Annotated in this window: 5 protein-coding genes; 1 reads left to right on the forward strand and 4 read right to left on the reverse strand. The window is 32.5% G+C overall.

Features of this window, described 5'->3' with window-relative positions; genetic code table 11:
- The first annotated feature begins 133 nt into the window (after nucleotides 1-133).
- Entirely contained in the window at nucleotides 134-811 is a 678-nt protein-coding gene (locus ACJROP_RS08180) for a hypothetical protein (protein WP_406534981.1), read from the forward strand.
- Nucleotides 812-951: 140 nt separating this feature from the next.
- Here the strand turns inward: ACJROP_RS08180 and ACJROP_RS08185 are convergent, their stop codons facing one another.
- From ACJROP_RS08185 to ACJROP_RS08200, 4 genes are all read right to left on the reverse strand, one after another.
- Complete coding sequence (locus ACJROP_RS08185; protein WP_406534982.1) at nucleotides 952-3,981, reverse strand: lectin like domain-containing protein; 3,030 nt, start codon at nucleotides 3,979-3,981, stop codon at nucleotides 952-954.
- Nucleotides 3,982-4,993: 1,012 nt separating this feature from the next.
- Complete coding sequence (locus tag ACJROP_RS08190) at nucleotides 4,994-5,128, reverse strand: hypothetical protein (protein WP_406534983.1); 135 nt, start codon at nucleotides 5,126-5,128, stop codon at nucleotides 4,994-4,996.
- Between the two features lie 193 nt (nucleotides 5,129-5,321).
- Nucleotides 5,322-7,022, reverse strand: a complete 1,701-nt coding sequence (locus ACJROP_RS08195) for an MATE family efflux transporter (RefSeq protein ID WP_406534984.1) — start codon at nucleotides 7,020-7,022, stop codon at nucleotides 5,322-5,324.
- Nucleotides 7,023-7,036: 14 nt separating this feature from the next.
- Nucleotides 7,037-21,469 carry an amino acid adenylation domain-containing protein gene (locus tag ACJROP_RS08200; RefSeq protein WP_406534985.1) on the reverse strand — a complete coding sequence of 4,811 codons (14,433 nt, stop codon included), beginning with the start codon at nucleotides 21,467-21,469 and terminating at the stop codon, nucleotides 7,037-7,039.
- Between the last annotated feature and the right edge of the window lie 739 nt (nucleotides 21,470-22,208).

Genomic DNA, 22,208 nt, shown 5'->3' on the forward strand with positions numbered 1-22,208 from the left:
AAAATTTATGCTTAAACAAGATATAATTGTGTAAAACCCCTATATTCACATGATTTTTATTTTTTGAATGAATTTAAATAGAAGTTCTAAAAAAAATAACCCATAACCCACAAAAATAATGAGGGCATTATTCATGGACAACAAAAAAATAATTTTTATCGTCGTGCTGCTTTTGATTATTGTTGGCATTATTCTAGTAATGCTGGCAAATTCTGTAGATTATGAAAGAATTGAAATAACACCCAACGGAACAAGCATGGATGTTCCGGCAAATCAGACTAAATATCAGGGAAATGCTGACGGATTAAAGATTTGGAATTGGGAAAATGGGTTATTAGTTACTTATAACAGTCACGATGACATCGGCATTGAATTAAGCGGATTAGGTTTTAATGCAATCAATGAGCTGATAAAAACAGGTGAATTGCAGAACATTGATGGGTTTACATGTTACGTGCTAAATGCCGACGAATTATTGGAAGTCCACTTATTTGACATCATTAAAGTAAATTATAATGGAAAATACTATTTCATTCCATTAAGTAATGAAACTACCCATGACAACATTATAATTTGTTGTGAGGACAAAGATATTGCAGTTCATATGGCCAAATCGGTAGAGTACAAAAATGTCTATCCAAACAGTTCTTATTTAGATATCAACACCACAATAGTAGAAGATTATCTAAACCAAAGCGATTTAGATGATGTAAAATCAAGTATGGAAAATTATCTAAACCAAACTGATTTTGATGATGCGAGATCAAGTATAGAAAATATTACTGGAAACTTGCTGTCTAAAGTCCAATAGGACTAAAAAGATGCTTGTCAAATGCCGTTGCAATATTAACTAGGACCCTCATAAAAAAAAGAAAAAATAAATGAAGAATTGAACAGGAACTAAAACTCAAATAATTTCTGCCAACCTTCAGGATAATGAAAAAATTTCATCTATTTGACTATTACTTTTGTCTTAATTGATTTTTTAAGGTAAATCACTTTAACAGTATAGGTTTTACCTTTATTGAGCTTTTTAATGACGCTTTTCTTTAAGGTCTTTTGTGCAACACCTTTCTTGTTGGTTTTTGCCTTGTAGGTTTTTCCGTTAAGAGTAAACTTAATGAGTTTACCTTTAACCGCTTTGCCGTTGATTTTAAGGGTTGCCTTTAAAACCAATTTTTTAGCAGATTTCTTTTTGATTGTAACCTTGCTTGCCTTAAGCACAATCTTATTAGGTTTTGCTTTAATGATAACCTTATTTTTATATTTGTTTTTATTAAGAGCAGTTGTAACTGTATAGCTTCCTACCTTGTTGGTTATCTTTATTTTGGCGATACCACTTGAGTCGGTTTTGACAGTTGTTGTTTTGCCGTTGATTGTGAATTCAACTGCTTCGCCTGCACCGACTGGTCTGCCATCACCTGTTACAACCTTGACCTTAAAGTAAGATCCATCACCATAGGTTACAGTAATGTCCTTATTTTGAATGACCTTACAGTCATCCGCTACAGTATATACTTTAAGACAGACTGTTTTATTTAATGGTTCCATATCAGACCATGTCTTACCATCTGCACTTACCATTGACATTCCCGGAACATAATGAAGTCTTGAGTATGCCTGATAAGGAAGGGCATTGTTTTTAAAGACAACTTTGAACTTGTCACCAGCACAAACTGGAATATATTTGCTTAAAACAATTGTTCTAAATCCTGCAAATTCACTAACCCCCTTTTGAGAGTGGACTATCTTGCCGTTGACATAAACATCAAAGGAATAATCAATTCCTGACTCGTTGAAGTAAGTTCCGACAGCACCAATCAGCTCATCATACTTTGAAATGAATTCGTTTGAATAATATGTGTAGTTTGAATCAAATCCTGTCAAACCGGTCAAATCTGTCTGATAGTTTACATGATAGTCAATGTCATTTTCAAAAATGTAACAGATTGCAGGATTTTGAGGGACAATTGAATAATAATCTACGGCCAATAGACTTTCATCATCATATGATTGATGATAAAAACCGAATAGTGAGTCCTTAGTTAACCAAACACCTTTTCCATAATCAGTAGTTTGGTTATCATCCCAACCTATAAGTGTAATGAAATGAATTGAATGGTCCATAAAAGCAATATCATCTCCGGTAGTGATTAATTCATCATTAATATCGGCAAGGATTAGCTGAACAGAAACTGAACCGTATTTCATTATTGCCTTCTTTATCATATCTATAGTATCGTTTCCGCCAGGCAGAATTATCATTGCATCCTGAAGATGAATTCTGGAAACATTAAAATCTGTATCTGCAATCATTCCCCTATCATCGTAGCTTGCATCAGTTGGAAGAGCACCGATCCAACTTAAAGCATAACCTAAACCACTGTAGGCAAAACCGGTTAGGCTGATTCTCAAATCACCATAAGGATAATATTTCAATTGCAGTTTTTGAACATAGTTCTGTGAGAGATTATAATATTGCCCAGTTGCCTTTAAAAGAGATGATTCCAATGATGCCACTGTTGCAAATGCCCAGCAATCGTCATTATCCCCCTGAAGCTTGACAGGAGAAACCCAACCCCACTCATTTAAATCAAACTTGGACGGGAGTTGATTGACAATTATTTCGTTCTTTGTCAAATTGAGTTTTATTCCTTTACTTTCAACTGAAACAATGTAATTTTTGTTGTCCATCAGGAAAATATCCTCATTTTTTGTAATATTTTCCAATTTTGAATCAGTTGCAAAGTCCACATAAACGCTAACTCCTCCATTGTCAAAAGTGGAATTTGAGAAATATGCATCGACATCATGAGCATAGATACAATTTGCTGCAATAGAAGATGGTTTCATAGCTTTATTTCCAATTAGATAAGAATCTTTAACTGTTAATTTACCCTTATCGAAGTAAATTGCTCCCGCAGTATTTACAGCTGTATTGTTGATGAAACTAGAATCGGAAATGTTAACATTGGACCAGCTTGTAAAAAGTGCACCTCCTTCAAAGCCGGCAGAGTTATTTATAAAATTGGAACATTCAATGTTTAGGAAACCTCCTTGAATTGCAATGGCACCACCATAGCGAGAAGTGCAATGAGTGAAATTAGAATTGATGACATTTAAACTTTTGTGAACATGATCTGCACCGGAATCAAGGTCTATATAAATAACTCCCCCATCATTACCCGCTGAAAGATTATCGAATTCACAATTTTCAATCAAAAAGTCATCAGATGGAACATATCCTGTAGAATCATCATTGGAAGCTGGGAAAAATTTAGCGATTATCGCTCCTCCACTTGACACAACAAGGGAATTTCTAAATTTTGAATTTTTAATCGAAAGATAGTCCCCCTTATAATTTATTGCAGCCGCATTTTTTGTGGAGAAATTTCCAAATCTACAGTTTTCAATAATCAAATGGCCTCTATACTGCCAAATAGCTGATTCAGAACAGTTTGTACCGTCAAATTCTGTATTGTTTATTGTTATATTACAGGGAGTTTCAATAAGTACAAAATTAGTGCAGTTTCTTGTGTAAAAATAGGCATTATTCAGATTCACTATAGATTCCTTGCATAGGACTATTCCTCCCAATGGACAGGAACAGTTTACGAACTTAACATTATTTAAGTTAACATTTGCAGCCTGAAATTCTACAGGCGTTTCACCAAAATTTCTAAAAGTCAAGTTGTTGATAGAAACATTTATTAATTGATTTTCTTCCATCTCGTCATTGGAAAACTTAAAACCATACAACGAATTGGCACCGTCTATAGTAAACCCATTACCGTTTATTACCAAGTTTGTTGAATTAATAAAGAGATGCTCCGAATTATCGCTTTTATCGTATCTGTAATCATGTTTCACATTAAATGTGGTGCCGCTGTCCATCATATCCCTATAAAAATCATCAAAGGTATAATTTTCATTTTCAGTACCCGCTTTAAGATTATCCTCATCTATTGATTGGGCATTCATACTGGATTCACCAGCAGATTGCAAATTTTCATCTAATTTAAAATCCGATTGATAATTTACTTCACTTTCCGTCTGGTTGTCACTTGCACAAACTCCGGTTATAGTAAGTAAAATACACAGAATAATTATGAAAATAAAAAATTTAGACTTTTGATTCATATTTTAACCCATATAATCTCATTTTATTCAATAAATATTATATTTGTTAAAATATTTAAAATAATATTGTAAAAATAATATTACTTTAATTAAAAAAAGAATTGTTGATGAGGAAATCATTCACTTAACTCTAAAATGACAAAAAATTCAAAATTTGAACAATCAGAATCGTGCAACTTCCAATTTCTTTTACTAGCTTAGTTGAAAAATTTGCATAATAATATCGATATAATAATTATATTAAAAAAAATAGTTCAATTTAATGTCTTATTGCGGAGAAAAACTCCACAATATTCCCACAGACATTAAATCCATTTCATCTCTTAGAGTTTACCAAAAGTAATACTCTTGCATAATAATCTATGGAATGTCCTATATAAACTTAATTATAGTAATTGGCAATTAAATAGTGGGCATCTCCAGGGAAAAAGCCTCCATGAAAAATAACTTGTTTTCAAATGACCATCATCGATAATTTGATTATATTTAATTGCCTAAAAATTGGAGGTGGAAACTGAGAAAATTATCTTAAATCAATATTGAAAACAAAATAGTTTTAATTATTGAAATAATATTAAAACTATATGTTCCAATTGCGAAGATAATTAACTCCGTATCTTCACCTCCAAGAGATGAAATGAGGAAACACCATAACAGCCGTGAGAAAAACTGCTACGATTAGCAAATAAATACCTGTTAAAAAATATTAACATCATACCTATTCACCCCCATTTGTTATTGAAGGCTTTTTAACTAGACATATATTGTCTAATCAATAATTAAAGCTTGTTGAAGCCATTTAGTAAAATTGTAGTGATAAAAACAAGATATATAAAGTTTTCGGTAAAATAAATCAAAATAAACTTTGTTGTGCATCAATATAGCTTGGCTCTGAAATTTCTTTTATAGCATCACTCTCTTTAACATCACCAATTAATAGTGGAGAATCAGGATCATGCAATTTCTGATTCCTTTTGACTAACTTCATGTTACTGTTTGCATAATAGTATAGAAATTATCTACATCAAATTCGAAACTTGTTTCAAATAATATGAACAAACAAGACCTAAAAGTATAAGTGTTATCCATTACTTTTACAAATTGTTCAATATATATCTCAAAAATCACTTGTTAAAAAATCTTACAAAAAAATAAAAGAGGAGAAAAAACAAATTTAAGTGTTAATTCTCAATGGTAATTAAAGTACTATTTAAACCTATTACGCATGTTTGATTCAATTTTCTATTATAACCTGAATCGTCATATTTAAAGGTGAAATTTTCCGTTCTTTCAGCTCCCAAATCTTTAATATAAATTTTAATAGCCTTATCACCAACATCCAATAAAACATCTATTGTATCAAGTTCCTCATTTGTTTCAATTATATGATTAAGAAACTCATCTAAGGACATGCAAGTGATATCAGACAATTTATTATCACCCAATTTATTTTTTATTACAGACACTAAACCATACACCTCAGAAGCATTGGCATTTATGGTATATTCCCAAATATTATCTCCATGAGACTTATTAATAAATATCCCATGATATTCTCCGTTTGATTTTTTGTTTAGATATCTGGAATAAATCACTATTCCAAGCAATGTGATTACACCAACACAGAACTGTGTAATCCAAACACCATTATTTCCAAATATCTTAGGCAATATGACAAGCATTGTTACCACAAGAATTAAATTGTATGATATTGAAACAATATTTGATAGTTTGTTTTTTTGAATGGCCTGAGTATAAAATATATAGAAAAATGCAAAACCAATTGTCAAAAACGATAATCCATATAGTCTGATAGCATCTGTAACCATTGAAGCATATTGCATTTTTACGGAATACAACATGAGTATAACCTCAGGGAATAAAAAGGAAATGGCTGCAAAAATCACACCTACAATAGCTATAAATTTAATTGAAATTTTTATCAGATAATCAATGGCCGAATAGTCATTATCCTGATGATAAACTGACAGCATAGGCGATACAGTCTCGACCAATCCTATGAAAAATATTGATATTATAAGCAACACACTTGTACAGATTTCCTGAGACATTAATCCTTGATCACCCATTAAAGAAATAATTACTGAATTGCAGAACAAGGTGGATATAACAAGATATAATTGAACTGAAGCTCCGCCAAAACCTGATTTACAAACCTGTATAAAATCTTTTACTGCAATAGCAAATTTGACCTTTACCATTTTGAATGTACGGTTAGGCTTAAAGAAATATAATGATAAGAAGAGTGACCCTCCAATGAAACTGATTGAAGTGGCCAATCCTGAACCTGCCATGCCCATATTGAAGAAATATATTAAAATAATATCAAATAAAGGATCCAAAATACTGGCAATTATCAATGCTTTTGATGTGAATTCCGGCATGCCGTCTGTTCCAACATAATAAAACATGGACAGCATAAAGCAAAAGAAAGGAATGCCAATAGTATACATCCTGAAATAGTCCAAAGCATACACGTTAGGAGTAACTGAATTGGACAACCATCCAATAATCATATCAGGAAATAACAATCCAATTATCATTATAATAATGCCTATGGCCACCACCGAAACGTTTGCAACAGAATAAATTCTATTAGCTTCTTTTTCATCAAAATTAGCCTTAGCTGCAGCACAAAGTAAACTGCCTCCCAAACCTATCATCCAACATAATAAATCAAGGAAAGCTATAAACGGGAATAAAATCTGCAAGCCGGAAAGTGCTTCAACACCAATAAGTGATGAAACTATTACAGAATCTACAACAACTGCCATGTTGGCTGCAAAGACACTCATAACTGTTGGAAAAAAGTATTGCCAAAATTTACTAGTTATCAATTTATTGTTTCTTTCAAACTGCATAAACTATCCTCTCATTAAATATTGAAAAATCCTAAACCCTTTAATGAATTTATGAAATCAGACAGATATTTCTCACTTGTTTGTGGCCATTCAAAACCAAATTCAGATAAAACCTTTAGAGTATACTCTTTATCAACAGGAATAAATACATCCTCATCATTTAATTCCGTTCCAATACCGAATAGTCCCTCTTGTTTTGACTCATCCATTAAGATATCATTTAAAGTTTCGTTAAATATCTCATCATCAACTATTTCCACATTTAAATCCAATTTATTGAAAACATCAACCAATTGAGCGAAAGTTACAATACGGTTAGTGGCCGGATGGAAAACTGTGCAATCTTTTGGTGTTTTTGATAACATTACAATTGCTTTAGCTGTTAAATCAATAGGGCTGAATTCCAATTCTTCTTGTGAAACAGATTCTGGCACTTTTCCAATGGTTACATATGATTTTAAACTGTTTATAAATGCATTTGTATCAAAATTTTGTTGGAATCTTGAGTCGTAACTTCTAGCCATAAGATTTCCAACCCTCATTATTTTAACATCCAAATCATCATCGGCGACGGATTCAAGAATTGACCTTTCAGCAAGATATTTGCTTTCAACATATTTGTTGCTGACATAATCCTGACCAATAAATAAATCACTTTCACCAAGACTGACATCCTCCGGCATATCTTCGGGATGAATACCTGAAACACTGCAAGTTGAAACCTGAACAAATTTGGCCTTTTTGAGTTTTGCGAATTCTAAAACATTAATTGCTCCATATAAATTAATGTCCTTTATTTCACTGCCATGTGCAAAGTGTTTTACATTAGCTGCACTATTAATAACCGTATTAATGTCAAAGGAACTTAATTTTTTAAGGTCATCAGGGTTTGTTATATCTCCTTCAACAAGATGTATCCTTCCTTTAAATTCTGTGAAATCTCGTCCAAAGTAATAGTTCAACAGTCCATTTAACCTTTCTTCAATACTTAAATCCTTTTTGGATCTGATTAAACAGTAAATATCCCCCGTTTCATTTTCGAGTAATTCATAAAGTATATGAATTCCAAGATATCCTGTAACTCCCGTTAACAGGACATTGCCTAAACTTTCCTCACATTCACTGCCGTAGAATGAATCCATATTGTTCTTTTGCAATAGATTATCTATTAATGAATAATCATAATCGTCTTCTGCATCAGCAGTTTGCGGTTGTGCAGACAGAATGAAATTGGACAATGCTTTTGGTGTCGGATTATTAAATAAATCTGCGTAGGAAATTGAATACCCCTCATTGACAGATTTGTAAATAATTTTAATTACAAGCATTGAGTCTCCTCCCATTTCGAAGAAATCATCAGTTACGCTGATTTTATTAACTCCCAATAATTCCTCAAAGCATTCAACGAAAAATGCTTCAACATCATTGCTAGGGGCAACATATTCTCCACCCATATTGTCGAAATCAACTTTAGGCAAAGCACGTTTGTCAACCTTACCGTTGACATTTAAAGGGATTTCATCCAATTTGACTACAAATGAAGGGATCATATAGTCAGGTTTACGATTGGCTACGAATTCACGAACATCATTTCTGAGATTATCCTCATTAACCTCATCAGACACAGTAATATATGCCACCAGTTCATTGTTTCCATGATTAACCACTGTTTGAACGGTAACATCATCAACAAATGGTATTTTTCTAACCACAGATTCAACTTCAAGCAGTTCCACACGGTTTCCACGGATTTTAACCTGACTGTCACGACGGCCAACAACAGATAAAGAGTTATCAGACAATACACGCACCATATCACCAGTACGATACAATACATCATAGTTTCCATCATCAAATGGATTATTGATGAATGCACGAGTTGTTTCTTCTTCATTGTTTAGGTAACCTTCTGCTATTTGGTCACCAGCCAGGTATAATTCACCTACAGCACTAACAGGAACACGCCTAAACTCTTCATCCAAGATATATGCTTTGGTATTGTAAATCAAATCACCAACAGATGAAGAATCAATCTTATCCTTATTGTTTTTGGATGCAACGAAAACGAATGCTTCAGTAGGTCCGTAAATATCAATTAATTCATAATTTTCAGGACTTGTAAACTCACCTAACTTTTCACCACCTACAACCAAAACATTTAATGAGGTATCTCCAACACTATCAACAAAGAGCTTACCTACTTGGGTAGTAATGAAAGTATGGGTGACATTGTGTTTGATGAAATAATCGTTCATTGCATTCATATCCAAACGAATATCTTCTGGAATTATGGCCAAACATGCTCCTGCACAAATTGTTGATAAAATAGCCCATGATCCTGCATCAAAACCAATAGTTGCAAACATACCATAAACATCATCATGTTTTAAACCATAAGCATCATTATAGTATGATGGAACATTTAAAGCAGATTTTCTTGTAACTTTAACACCTTTAGGAATACCAGTAGTACCGCTTGTGTAGAGCATACAAGCTAAATCACCATAAACAACAGGCAATTCATCCAAAGTTCCAATTTCGTCCTTTAAAATATTAGAAATATTTAAAGTATCAGCAGAATCAATTATATTCCCAGTACGCTCACAAGTCTTATCACTAACAAGAACAACCTTAGGCTCAGTATCATTCAATATAAATTCAATACGTTCATCAGGATGGGCATCATCCAAAGGAACATAAGTAGCACCAACAGACAAAATACCTAAAACGCTAAACATGTACAATTCAGAACGCTCAACAAGGAACGCAACATTGTCCCCTGGCACAACACCAAGACCTTTTAAAGATTCAGCAATCTTATCAGCAATAAAGGCACCTTCAGCATAAGTGTAGACATCCTCATTAAATGACACTAGATTACTATCAGGATTATTTGAAAGATTATTATTGAATGCATCCAGAATATCGTCATAAATCAAATCATATTCAGTTTGATTAATAAAATCTAAAAGCTCCAAATCAGACTCTGAAACATAATTAATGTCAGATAATCTTTCAACAGAAATCAATTGTGCTAATATTAATTTATAAGATTCGGCGAAACGCTCAACCATATCCTTAGAATACCTATTTGAATAAATAATATTTAAACTGTAATCACTGCCATTTTGAATTACTTCAACTTCAAAATCTGTGATGAAATCATTCATGTCTTCAAAAATTTCATCCCTGACTTTATTGTCAAATGTATTTTCACTGAAAAATACCTCCTCTTTTATAAACCAATCCGGTTTAAATTGGAAAAGAATATCTGAATTAATGTCATAATCATTGGCCAATAATCTGTATGGATAATAATTGTATCCCAATACTCCATAAATCAAATCAGACATATAATCCATAAATGAACCGACATCCTGGTCTTTACAGTCAACCAGTACAGGTAAGGTATTCACGAACATACCGATGGAGTTGAAATTATTGAATCTGTCACGGCCATTCTCAACTATATTGAAAAAGACCTTTTCATCACCCATAAATCTTGATAAAGTATATGCAAAGACACTTGTGAATAAAACATTCTCACTGACATCATACTTATCCATAAATTCACCAATGTCGATTTCCAAATCAATATCATATGATCCAGGCCCATCAGGACAAACGCTATCCAATAAAACATCTACCTCATCAATATCCGCCAACATGGATTCATAGAATAAAGCGGCATTATCAAATTCATCCATTTCACAAATTTGACTGTTAAATGCAGACACCTGTAAAAATGAATCATCAATTTCAATATATTTTCCGCCAAGAATTTCAAACAGATTATGTTCAAATACTGAAGCTGAAAGACCGTCGAAAATCAAATGATGGAAAACTGCGAACAGCATATATATTTCATCATTTTTAAGAATTAAAAATCTGCACAGACCGTCCTCTAAATCAAATGGTTTAGTTACAAATTCACGGCCGAATTCATCACTAACATTTGATTCAATAGAAATTGGCGGCTTTCTGCCTTTAACAAGATATGGCACATCAAACTCATCACTAACTTTCATCTCCAAAATAGGGTGAACGGCAAACATCTTTTCTAAAGCATCGGTTAATTCATCAACACCATATTTCTCAGGAACGTTAATGTTTAAAGGAATTAAGAAGGAATCTGTTTTACTGTTAGAAATAATATCCAGATAAATATTCAACTGAGATTCTGTTAAAGGACAACCCTCCTCCAAGCAATACATATCCAAATCAAATGTAAATTCCCTAATGCTTCCGGCAATTGCCAATGGTGTGCGTAAACTTAAAATATCCGAAGCAGTTATATTGTAACCCTCCAAATATGAAAGTAATTTAATAGCAGTTAATGAATCTCCACCAAGATGGATGAAATCATCATTTAAACTAATCCTTTTTAGATCAAATACCTTTTCAAAGGCATCCACAATAACTTTTTCATCTTTTGTACTAGGAGCAAGATATTCGGCACGCAAACTGCTCATATTTACCTCAGGCAAAGCACGTTTGTCAACCTTACCGTTAACATTTAAAGGAATTTCATCTAGGAATATGAAAAATGAAGGCACCATATAATCAGGTTTATTGTTTAAAACATGACTTCTAATCTCTTCTTCAACAGTAGTTTCATCTTCAATGTTAGAAACAACATAAGCCACCAATTCATTATTAGTTCCATTCTTAAATGTTTGAAGACTTACATCTTCAACATAATTAACATCACGAATAACTGCTTCAATTTCAGACAATTCAACACGGTTTCCACGGATTTTAACCTGACTATCTCGACGGCCAACTATTCCCAAAGTGCCATCCGGCAATACACGTACCATATCTCCTGTACGATATAAAGTATGATAATTTTCATCACTGCAAAACGGATTATCAATAAATGCTTTTCCTGTTTCTTCTTCACGGTTCAAATAACCGTCAGCGACCTGATGGCCCGCAATATATAATTCGCCAACTGCACCTATAGGCACTTGCCTTAATTCATCATCCAACACATAATATTTAGTATTGCAGTTACATAATCCTACAGATGAGTAATCCTGTTTATCGGAATTATTGATGGATGTAACAAATGCAAATGCTTCAGTCGGACCATAAGCATCAACCAATTGATAACCTTCGGGACTGTCAAATTCGCCCAGTTTCTCACCTGCAACTAGCAATAACTCCAATGAAGTTTCATCAACACTTTGCATGAACAGTTTACCTACCTGAGTGGTAATGAACGCATGAGAAACGTTATGGTCAATGAAATACCTGTTCAACTCAAACATGTTTAACCGGATATCTTCAGGAATTACAGACAAACATGCACCGGAACACATTACTGCAGAGATAACAAAACTGCTTACGTCAAAACCTATAGATGAGAATAAACCATAAACATCACTGCTGCTTAAGTTATAATCGTTAATGTATGATTCTGATACATTAAGAAGTGATTTTCTTGTGATTTTAACACCTTTAGGAATTCCAGTAGTTCCACTTGTATACAATATGCATGCCAAATCACCATAAGAAACAGGCAATCTGTTTAAGCTTCCAATTTCCTCTTTAAATATGTCCGAAATATTTAAAATATAAGCATCCGTTAAACCTTTAACCCTTTCATAGGTTTCATCACTGACTATGACCACTTTAGAAGCAGTATCCTCCAATATAAACTGTATACGGTCATTCGGATGATTATCATCCAACGGCACATAAACCGCACCTGCAGACAAAATGCTTAAAACATTAAACATGTAATATTGACTACGTTCAGTTAAAAATGCCACATTATCCTGAGGTTTGACACCTAATTCAATTAACTGTTCAGCTATTTTTTGTGCAACGAAAGCTCCTTCACCATAAGTATAATAAATGTCTTCAAAGGATACCAGTTTATTGTCAGGATTTTCAGAAAGATTATCATTGAACGCATCTAAAACATCTTCATAATCCAATTGATAATCTGTCTGATTATAGCTCTTCAAAAGATTCAAATCATCAGAGGAGACATAATCAATATCCTTCAAATCGGTTTTGTCCAATATTTGAGTTAAGATTTCCTTAAATACATATACAAAGCGTTCAGCAGTTTCCTGACTATATTTATCAGAATGATCAACAGAAATTGCATAACCATCATCCAAATCATTTGCAACACATGAAAACTCACCAACAGTATCCATGGCATAATCCGTAAGAATTATATCCTCACCAACAAATGACATGTCATTTAAATCAGAATTATATTCAAAGAATATATCATTACTTAAATTAAATTCACTGGCAAGCAATCTGAATGGGTAAATACTATTAGCCATTGAATCTAAAACCAAATCAGAAACGTGACTCACATAATCTTTAACAGAAACATTGCTACAGTCAACAACAAGAGGAATTGTTCTAACAAAAATGCCTACTGCCTCCTGAACATAATCTTCATGACGACCGTGTTCCATAATATTAAAGTAAACCCTATTGTTTCCAGTGAATCGGGAATAAGTATAAGCAAATACAGCATTCAATAAATTACCAACAGTTATTCCATTTTCATGAGCAAAACTTTCCAATTTATCCTTAATACCTCGGATAGGAAGAATGACACTACCTTCAGAGCTATCAACATCACCCAATAAAGTTGGAATCTCATCAATTTCGGCAAAATTGCGAGCGAAAAACTCATGAGCGGAATCATAATTTGATTGGAATTTAGAATCAAAGAAGTCATTGCTGCTGTAAACGAAACCTAAATCAACATTACTATCAAGATTACCCTCTAAAGCATCAGTTAAATCATTCACGATAATAGAAATGGTGGTTGCATCACTGATTATATGATGAATATCAAAAAATATGGCCTTACGCTCAGGAGCATCTATTATAAAGAAACGAGCTAGATTATCCCCTAAATCAAAAGGCTTGACCAAACTGTCAATATCCTCACTGTTAACAACATCAACTAAAGGATAGGAATCACAAACCAAAAGAGGTAAGTCATTATTATCCAAAATACGTCCTTTCAAAATAGGATGCTTATCTATGACCGAATTGATTGCATTTTTAATATCCGCAACAGATTTATTTAAATCACACTCAAAAATAGTTGAAGTTGAATAAGCAACACCCTTGTCATTTACTTTTTCATCCAAATAAACACCCATTTGAGGTTCAGATAAACTGCAAACAATATTATCCTCAAAATTATAATTTGCAATGAATTTTAACTCTTTTTTAATATTTTCAACCAAATCAGAGTATTGATCTCCAATATATGTATCCATTGCATAAGCCCCACCCACCAAATACACATCATCAGTACGTGAAACATTGAAACTTATGCCGTAAAAATCATCATCATATAAATCCAGACTAATCTCCTCATTAGAATCCAAATAGTCATTTATAGATTTGAACAATACATTTTCAAATACAAATTCACTGCTCAAGAAATTGAAAGTAACCGGACAATTTTTAAATTCCAAATCTTCAGTTGTATAAATTAATGAACCATAATTCAAACCTAAATTCTTAATGTCCTTAAATGCGGATTTAAGATTATAAACATCATTGATTAGTGAAATTCCATCATCATCTGCACTTACATCAACCAGCACAGGATACTGACTGGTAAACCATCCAATAGTCCTATTCAAATTTGCTATAGTATCATCACGACCATGAGACTCACGATTGAAAATAATATCTTCGCCGAAAGTCTTTTTATAGGCTCGCGCAATTGCCAAAGCCCAATATTCCTCTTCAGACAACATCAACAGATTATCTGCATTATAATCAACATCAACATTGAATACATAAATATTGGTTTTTCCTTTAATATCAGAATCATTTAATAGACCGTTTATTTCAACCCAATGCTGTTTTTCCTCATCAGAAATATTGGACACCAATCCTTTAACATCTTCAACCCAATTTCTGTAAGGATATGGTCTTGAAAGGTCTATTTCTTCACCTTTCACTAAACGATAATAAATATAAGTCAAATCTACTAGCAAAATGTTCCAGCTTACACCATCAATAATAAGGTGGTGAATATTGAAAAGAACATAATCATTACCATGATAATGAATAAGGGTAACATCAAGCAATTTTTCATGAATATCCAATGATCTAACAGAATTGATAAAAATACTGTTGAATTCATTATTTAAATCATGAATTGTGTATTCCCTTACTTCACAAACACGAGTGTTCAATGGTAAAATTTCCTGAATGATATTACCGTCATCATCAAATTTGTAAACAGCACGTAACATGTCATGAATGTTGGACAGTTCATCCAAAGCATTTTGTAAATCAGTTGAATTCAAATCGACTTTGGATTTCAAAATAAACTGTTGTGCAAATTCACTTTTATCATTTTGATCAAAGAAATAACTTTGGATAGGTAATAAATCTACTTCTCCCTCAACTGCATCATGGGAAATTTCATCATCAAATTCCTTGAGATTTTGAGCAATTAAATAAGGAGTCTTGTAATTTAAGATATCTCTTGCAGTACAGGAAACACCATTTTTCTGAAGCATTGCAATAACACGTATAGCAGAAATAGAATCTCCACCCAAACGAACGAAATCATCAAATAAACCGATATTTTCAAGATTAAATATGCTTTCAAAGGAATCCATAATCAATTTTTCAGTATCATTAGTTGCGGCAACATACTCAACATGCAAACCTCCAATATCAATTTCCGGCAAAGCCCTTTTATCTACCTTACCATTGACGTTTAATGGAATTTCATCCAATCCAATTACATAGGATGGAATCATATAATCAGGTTTGTTTTTAGAAACATGACCTCTAATATTGTCCGCAAGAGTATTTTCATCCAAATCATTTGATATAACAACATATGCTATTAATTCATTGTTTGACCCGTGTTTGATTGTTTGTACAGTTACATCATCCACATAATCGATTTGACGAATAACAGATTCTATTTCTGATAATTCTACACGATTTCCACGAATTTTTACCTGTTCATCAATACGGCCAACGATACCTAAAGAACCGTCCGGCAACATACGTACCAAATCACCAGTACGATATAAAATAGCATAACCTTCTAAACTGTCAAAAGGATTGTCCAAGAAAGATTTTATTGTTTCCTCATCACGATTCAAATACCCGTCGGCAACCTGATAACCTGAGATACATAACTCACCAATAGCTCCAAAAGGAACACGCCTTCCCTCTGAATCCAAAATATATTCTTTAGAATTATAATTGAAAAATCCAATAGATGATTCATCGACTTTATCTGAATTATCTATTGAAGAAATAAATGCGAAGGCTTCTGTTGGACCGAATTCATCAATGAGGTTATAATCAGTAGAATTTTTAACATCTCCTAATTTTTCACCACCTACTGACAAGCTCTTTAATGATGTTTTGTCTATCTGTTCCATGAACAGTTTACCGACCTGCGTAGAAACAAAAGTATGAGTAACATTTTGTCTGATGAAATATTCGTTCAATTTCAAAATATTGAATCTGATATCTTCCGGAACTACAGACAAACATGCTCCCGCATATACTGACTGGAAAATTGCCTGAGGTCCTGCGTCAAAACTAATGCTTGAATATAATGCATAAACATCCCCACAGGTAAAATCAAATGATTCAGAGTAAAATTGTGAAAGATTTAAAACAGATTTGCGTGTTATTTTAACACCTTTAGGAATGCCTGTAGTACCGCTTGTATACAACATACAGGCTAAATCTCCATAAGCAACCGGTAATGTATTTAAACTTCCAATATCTCCTTTAATCATGTCAGAAATATTTAAAATGGAAGCATCGGATAATTCATTAGCACGTTTATAAGTTTCATCACTTACAATGACCACTTTAGAATCGGTATCTTTCAATATGAATTCTAATCTTTCATCAGGATGTTTATCATCCAAAGGAACGCATATTGCTCCAATTGATAAAATACCTAAAGAAGCAAACATATAATGCTCGCAGCGCTCTGTTAAAAAAGCAACATTGTCCTGTTCTTTGACACCCAATTCAATTAACTGTTTAGCAATCATATCTGCAATAAATGCACCTTCACCGTAAGTATAAGACCTGTCCATACAGGAAACAAGTTTACTGTCCGGATTTTTACCAAGATTGTCATTAAATGCGTCCATGATATCATCGTGAGTTAAAGGATGTTCAGTCTGATTGAAACTATCCAACAGCATTAAATCATCTGAAGACGTATAATTGATTTGTGATAATTTATCGACCTCAATAATATCATGCAAAATTAATTTGAATGATGTTGCAATACGTTCTATTAAATCTTTAGAGTATTTATCTGAATATTGTATATCCAAATTATAATCATCAGCCATTTGAGTGACAACAACACTTAAATCACTTATAAAATCATTCATTCCTGTAGCAACATTTTCCATATCCTCAAAAACATCATCCTCAATGAAATCCTCATCGTCCATAAACCATGTAGGCCTATATTGGAAAAGAATATTGGAATTAATATTATAATCATTAGCTAATAATCTGTATGGATAATAGTTGTATCCCATTACCCCATAAACCAAATCAGACATATAATTCATAAAAGAGCTGACGTCCTGGTTTTTACAGTCAACCAACAATGGCAATGTATTTACAAACATTCCAATGGAATCAAAATTGTTGAATCTGTCACGGCCATTCTCAACTATATTGAAAAAGACATTATCATCACCAACAAATCGGGATAATGTATATGCAAAAACACCAGTGAATAAAATATTTTCACTGATATCAAACTTGTTCATAAATTCAGTTATGTCCGCTTCAAGGTCAATATTATAATTTCCAGGAGCATCCGGAGAAATACTTTCCAATAAAACACCTGCTTCATCAACATCCACTAACATGGATTCATAAAATAAAGCAGCATCCTTAAATTCATCCGTTTTACTAATTTGATTATTAAATGCAGACACTTTTAAAAATGAATCATCCGTATCCAATGCGTTTCCATGAAGAATTTCAAATATGTCATGAACAAACACTGAAACGGACATTCCATCAAAAGTCAAATGATGGAAAACAGCATACAATTTATAACATTCATCTTCATCAACAATTAAAAACCTGCATAAACTGTCTTCCAAATCAAAAGGACTAGTAATAAATTCTTTAATAAAACTGTCATCCACATCCGATTCTATCAAAATCAAAGGTTCATTGCCTTTAACAAGATAAGGAACATCAAAGTCCTTGTTGACCTTCATTTCCAAAATAGGATGAACCCTAAACATCTCGGATAATGCACTTGTTAACTCATTTAAGACATAATCCTTAGAAATGCTGATATTGAATGGGATAAGATAGGAATCAGATTTTTCATTAGCCATAATGTCCAAATAAACATTCAATTGAGGTTCATTTAAAGGACAACCTCCATCCAATGAATAGATGTCCAAATCAAGATTGAATTCTTTAATACTTGCAGCAATTGCCTTAGGCGTGCGTAAACTTAAAATATTGGCTGAAGAAAGATTGTAATCATCAATATAATACAATAACTTAATTGCAGATAATGAATCCCCACCAAGACGAACAAAGTCATCATAAATACCAATGCCCTCCTGTTCAAATACTTTTTCAAATGCTTCAACGATTTGTTTTTCAGCATCTGTTGTCGGAGCAACATATTCCGCCCTCAGTCCTTCCACATCAACTTCAGGCAAAGCCCTTTTATCAACCTTACCATTAACATTCAAAGGTATGGCATCTAAACTTATTACAAATGAAGGAACCATGTATTCAGGTTTGCGATCACGAACATATTCACAAATTAAATCAGCAACATCATCATCGTCAAAATCATTATCTAGGACAACATAGGCAACAAGCTCATTATTGCTTCCATGCTTGACTGTCTGAATGGTTACATCATCAACATATGCAATTTCACGGACAACCGCTTCTACTTCCGAGAGCTCCAGACGATTACCTCTGATTTTAACCTGACTGTCCCTACGGCCAAAAACACCCAAAGTTCCATTAGGCAGGAATTTGACGAGGTCTCCTGTACGATACATTATGCCATACTCATCATTATCCTCAAACGGATTTTCAAGGAATGCCTTAGCAGTTTCCTCATCACGATGAAGGTATCCATAGGCTATCTGATTACCTGCCAGGTACAGCTCACCAACAGCACCTACCGGCACTCTTCTAAACTCATCATCCAGCACATACGCTTTAATGTTATCAACAAGACTCCCTATAGATGATGAATCAATTCTTTTATCAACATCGATTGTTGAAACTTCAACATAAGCTTCTGTAGGACCATATCCATCTACAAAGCGGCAATTCACTTCTTCATCAAAATCCCCTAATTTTTCACCGCCAGTAAATAGGACATCCAAAGGAAGTTCATCAATTTGAGTGATAAGCAATTTGGCCACCTGAGTAGTTATATCCACATGATTTATTCCCTGCTTGATGAAATAATCATTCAAGGTATTCATATCCAATTTAACATCACCTGGAATAACATCCAAACAGGCCCCTGCATAGATGGCTGCAAAAATTGCCTTATAAGCCGCATCAAAACCAATAGCCGAGAATAATCCGAATACATCATTGTCACTCAAACCATAATTTCTAACATAATATCCTGACAAGTTAAGAAGAGCAATTCTTGGAACTTTAACACCTTTAGGAAGCCCTGTAGTACCACTGGTATACAGCATACATGCCAAATCACCATAAACAACTGGCAAATTGTTTAATTCACCAATACCCTCATTAAGTATTTGCGAAATGTTTAAGATACTTGCATCACATAACTCTTCAACACGTTCGAGGGTTTCATCACTAACAATAACAACTTTAGAAGCAGTATCTTTCAATATAAACTGTATACGATCATCAGGATGCGTATCATCCAACGGTACATAAACTGCACCTACAGACAGAATACCTAAAACACTGAACATGTAATGCTCACAGCGTTCTGTTAAAAAAGCAACGTTATCCTGCTCTTTGATGTCCAAATCCATTAATCGTTTAGCGATTTTATCTGCAATGAAAGCACCTTCAGAGTAAGTATAGGCATTATCCCTGCAGGAAACAAGTTTACCTTCAGGATTTCTAGCGAGATTATCATTGAATGCATCTAAAATATCATCATATTTCAAAGGATGTTCTGTTTTATTTAAACCCTCCAAAATCTCCAAATCAGATGAAGAAGTATATTTAATGTCTGATAATTCATCAACTTTAATCATTGCATTTGCAATTGATTTGAATGCATCAGCAAAACGTTTAATGAAATCATTTGAGAATTTGTCTGAGTATATTATTTTAATTTCAACTGCATCCTCACCTGAAACATAAAATAACAAATCATATGGCAAATCATGCTTTAATTCTTCAGCATCATTATTTAAAGCATCATTAACATATTGGAATGCAATATTTGAATTGTATTCATTTTGTAAATCGCTGAAAGGATACATGCTAAATTCAGTTGCTGAATTGATTAAATTAGAGCAATATTCAAAATAGGAGTTGATGCCTTGATTTTTACAGTCGAATAGCAAGGGTATCATGTTCGAAAGCATACCGATTGAACATGGAGAATCAATTTGGCTTCTAATATCCTCAATCAAATTAAACAACACTTTTGAGGAACCTGCAAATCTTGATAACGTATAAGCAAAAACACTTGTGAAAAATTGATTATTAGAAATAGAATGGTTTTGTAAAAATGGGCTTAAATTAATGTCAAATGAAGAGATATATTTAAAATCATCATCAAATTCATTTTTAATGGAAGATGATAATTCATAAACCTCATCCGAGTCACATAAAACGGATTCATAAAACATTTCGGCATCTTTTTTATATTTTGAATCAATGATATAATTTTCAAGTGAAATCCGTCTTAAAACTCCATCATCCACAAAATCGCAATCATCACCATTTAAAATCAAGGTTAATTTATTCATTAAAATGTTTAATGAATTATAATCAAATATCAAATGATGAAAATCAGCATATAAAAAATTGGAATCTCCTTCTTTAACCATTAAGAATTTTGATAAATTTTTTTCCAAATCAAAAGGACGAACAAAAGAATCAACATCCCCAATAGATCCTTCAATTACCTGTGGCTTTGCATCGAAAGCAAAAGAAATATTTTCCCCATCATCCACAATACGTGCAGATAAGACAGGGACCATATTGAATAACTTATCAATAGTCTGCTTAATATCATCTAAAGAATAATTTCCATCAAATCTTATTTTAAATGGATTATTATATGCAGTACAGTTATTTTGCGTTTCATCCATATAAACATTTAATTGAGATTCATTTAATGGGCATGAATCTTCAAAACAATTATTAATTAAGATTTCTCTAATTTCCCCATTTGGTAAGTTGGAAACAAAAAAGCTTTCATTATTTGACATATTAAATCAATTCTCCCATTACCCATTTGTCAATACATCACATTATTTAAAAATTATTTGGACAGGATGTTTGAAAAAAATTACATTATTTAAATTTTTTATTAATAATATATTAAAAATATTTTGAAAAAATAGTATTTAACAAAATTACAAAAAAATAATAATATACTTAAAAATAGAAATTCAACAAAGAAAAAAGAATATTTCTAACAGCTGTGAGAAAAACTGCTACAATTAGCAAATAAATTAAGTAATTATACTAATTTTATTTAAGTAATTATACTATTCCTATTTAAGCAATATACCAAGTCATAATTAATAAAATCAATATAAATAATTAACAATATTCACATGCAAATTATGAATTTTAAACTATTTAAAATCAGTTATTAATAATGAAAGACAAAAACAAATCAAAAACAATATTCCAGAATAAAAACAATATTATAATGTAAAAACAATAGTTTTATTGATGAAAATCAAATTAACCTTTGTTGAGTATCCATATAACTAGGTTCAGAAATCTCCTTTACAACATCATCATCTTTAACATCACCAATTAAAAGTGGAGAATCAGGATTATGCAACTTCTGATTCATTTTAACTATTTTTGTGGAATAATTTGCATAACGCACTTTAAATTATCTACTACTTTTAGTGAAAATTGTTCCCTATTATACGAACAAAAAATAATTAAAAGTAGAAGAATTATCTACTACTTTTAGTTAAATTTGTTTAA

It is taken from the genome of Methanobrevibacter sp. (assembly GCF_045220775.1).
In the GTDB taxonomy this organism is placed as follows: domain Archaea; phylum Methanobacteriota; class Methanobacteria; order Methanobacteriales; family Methanobacteriaceae; genus Methanocatella.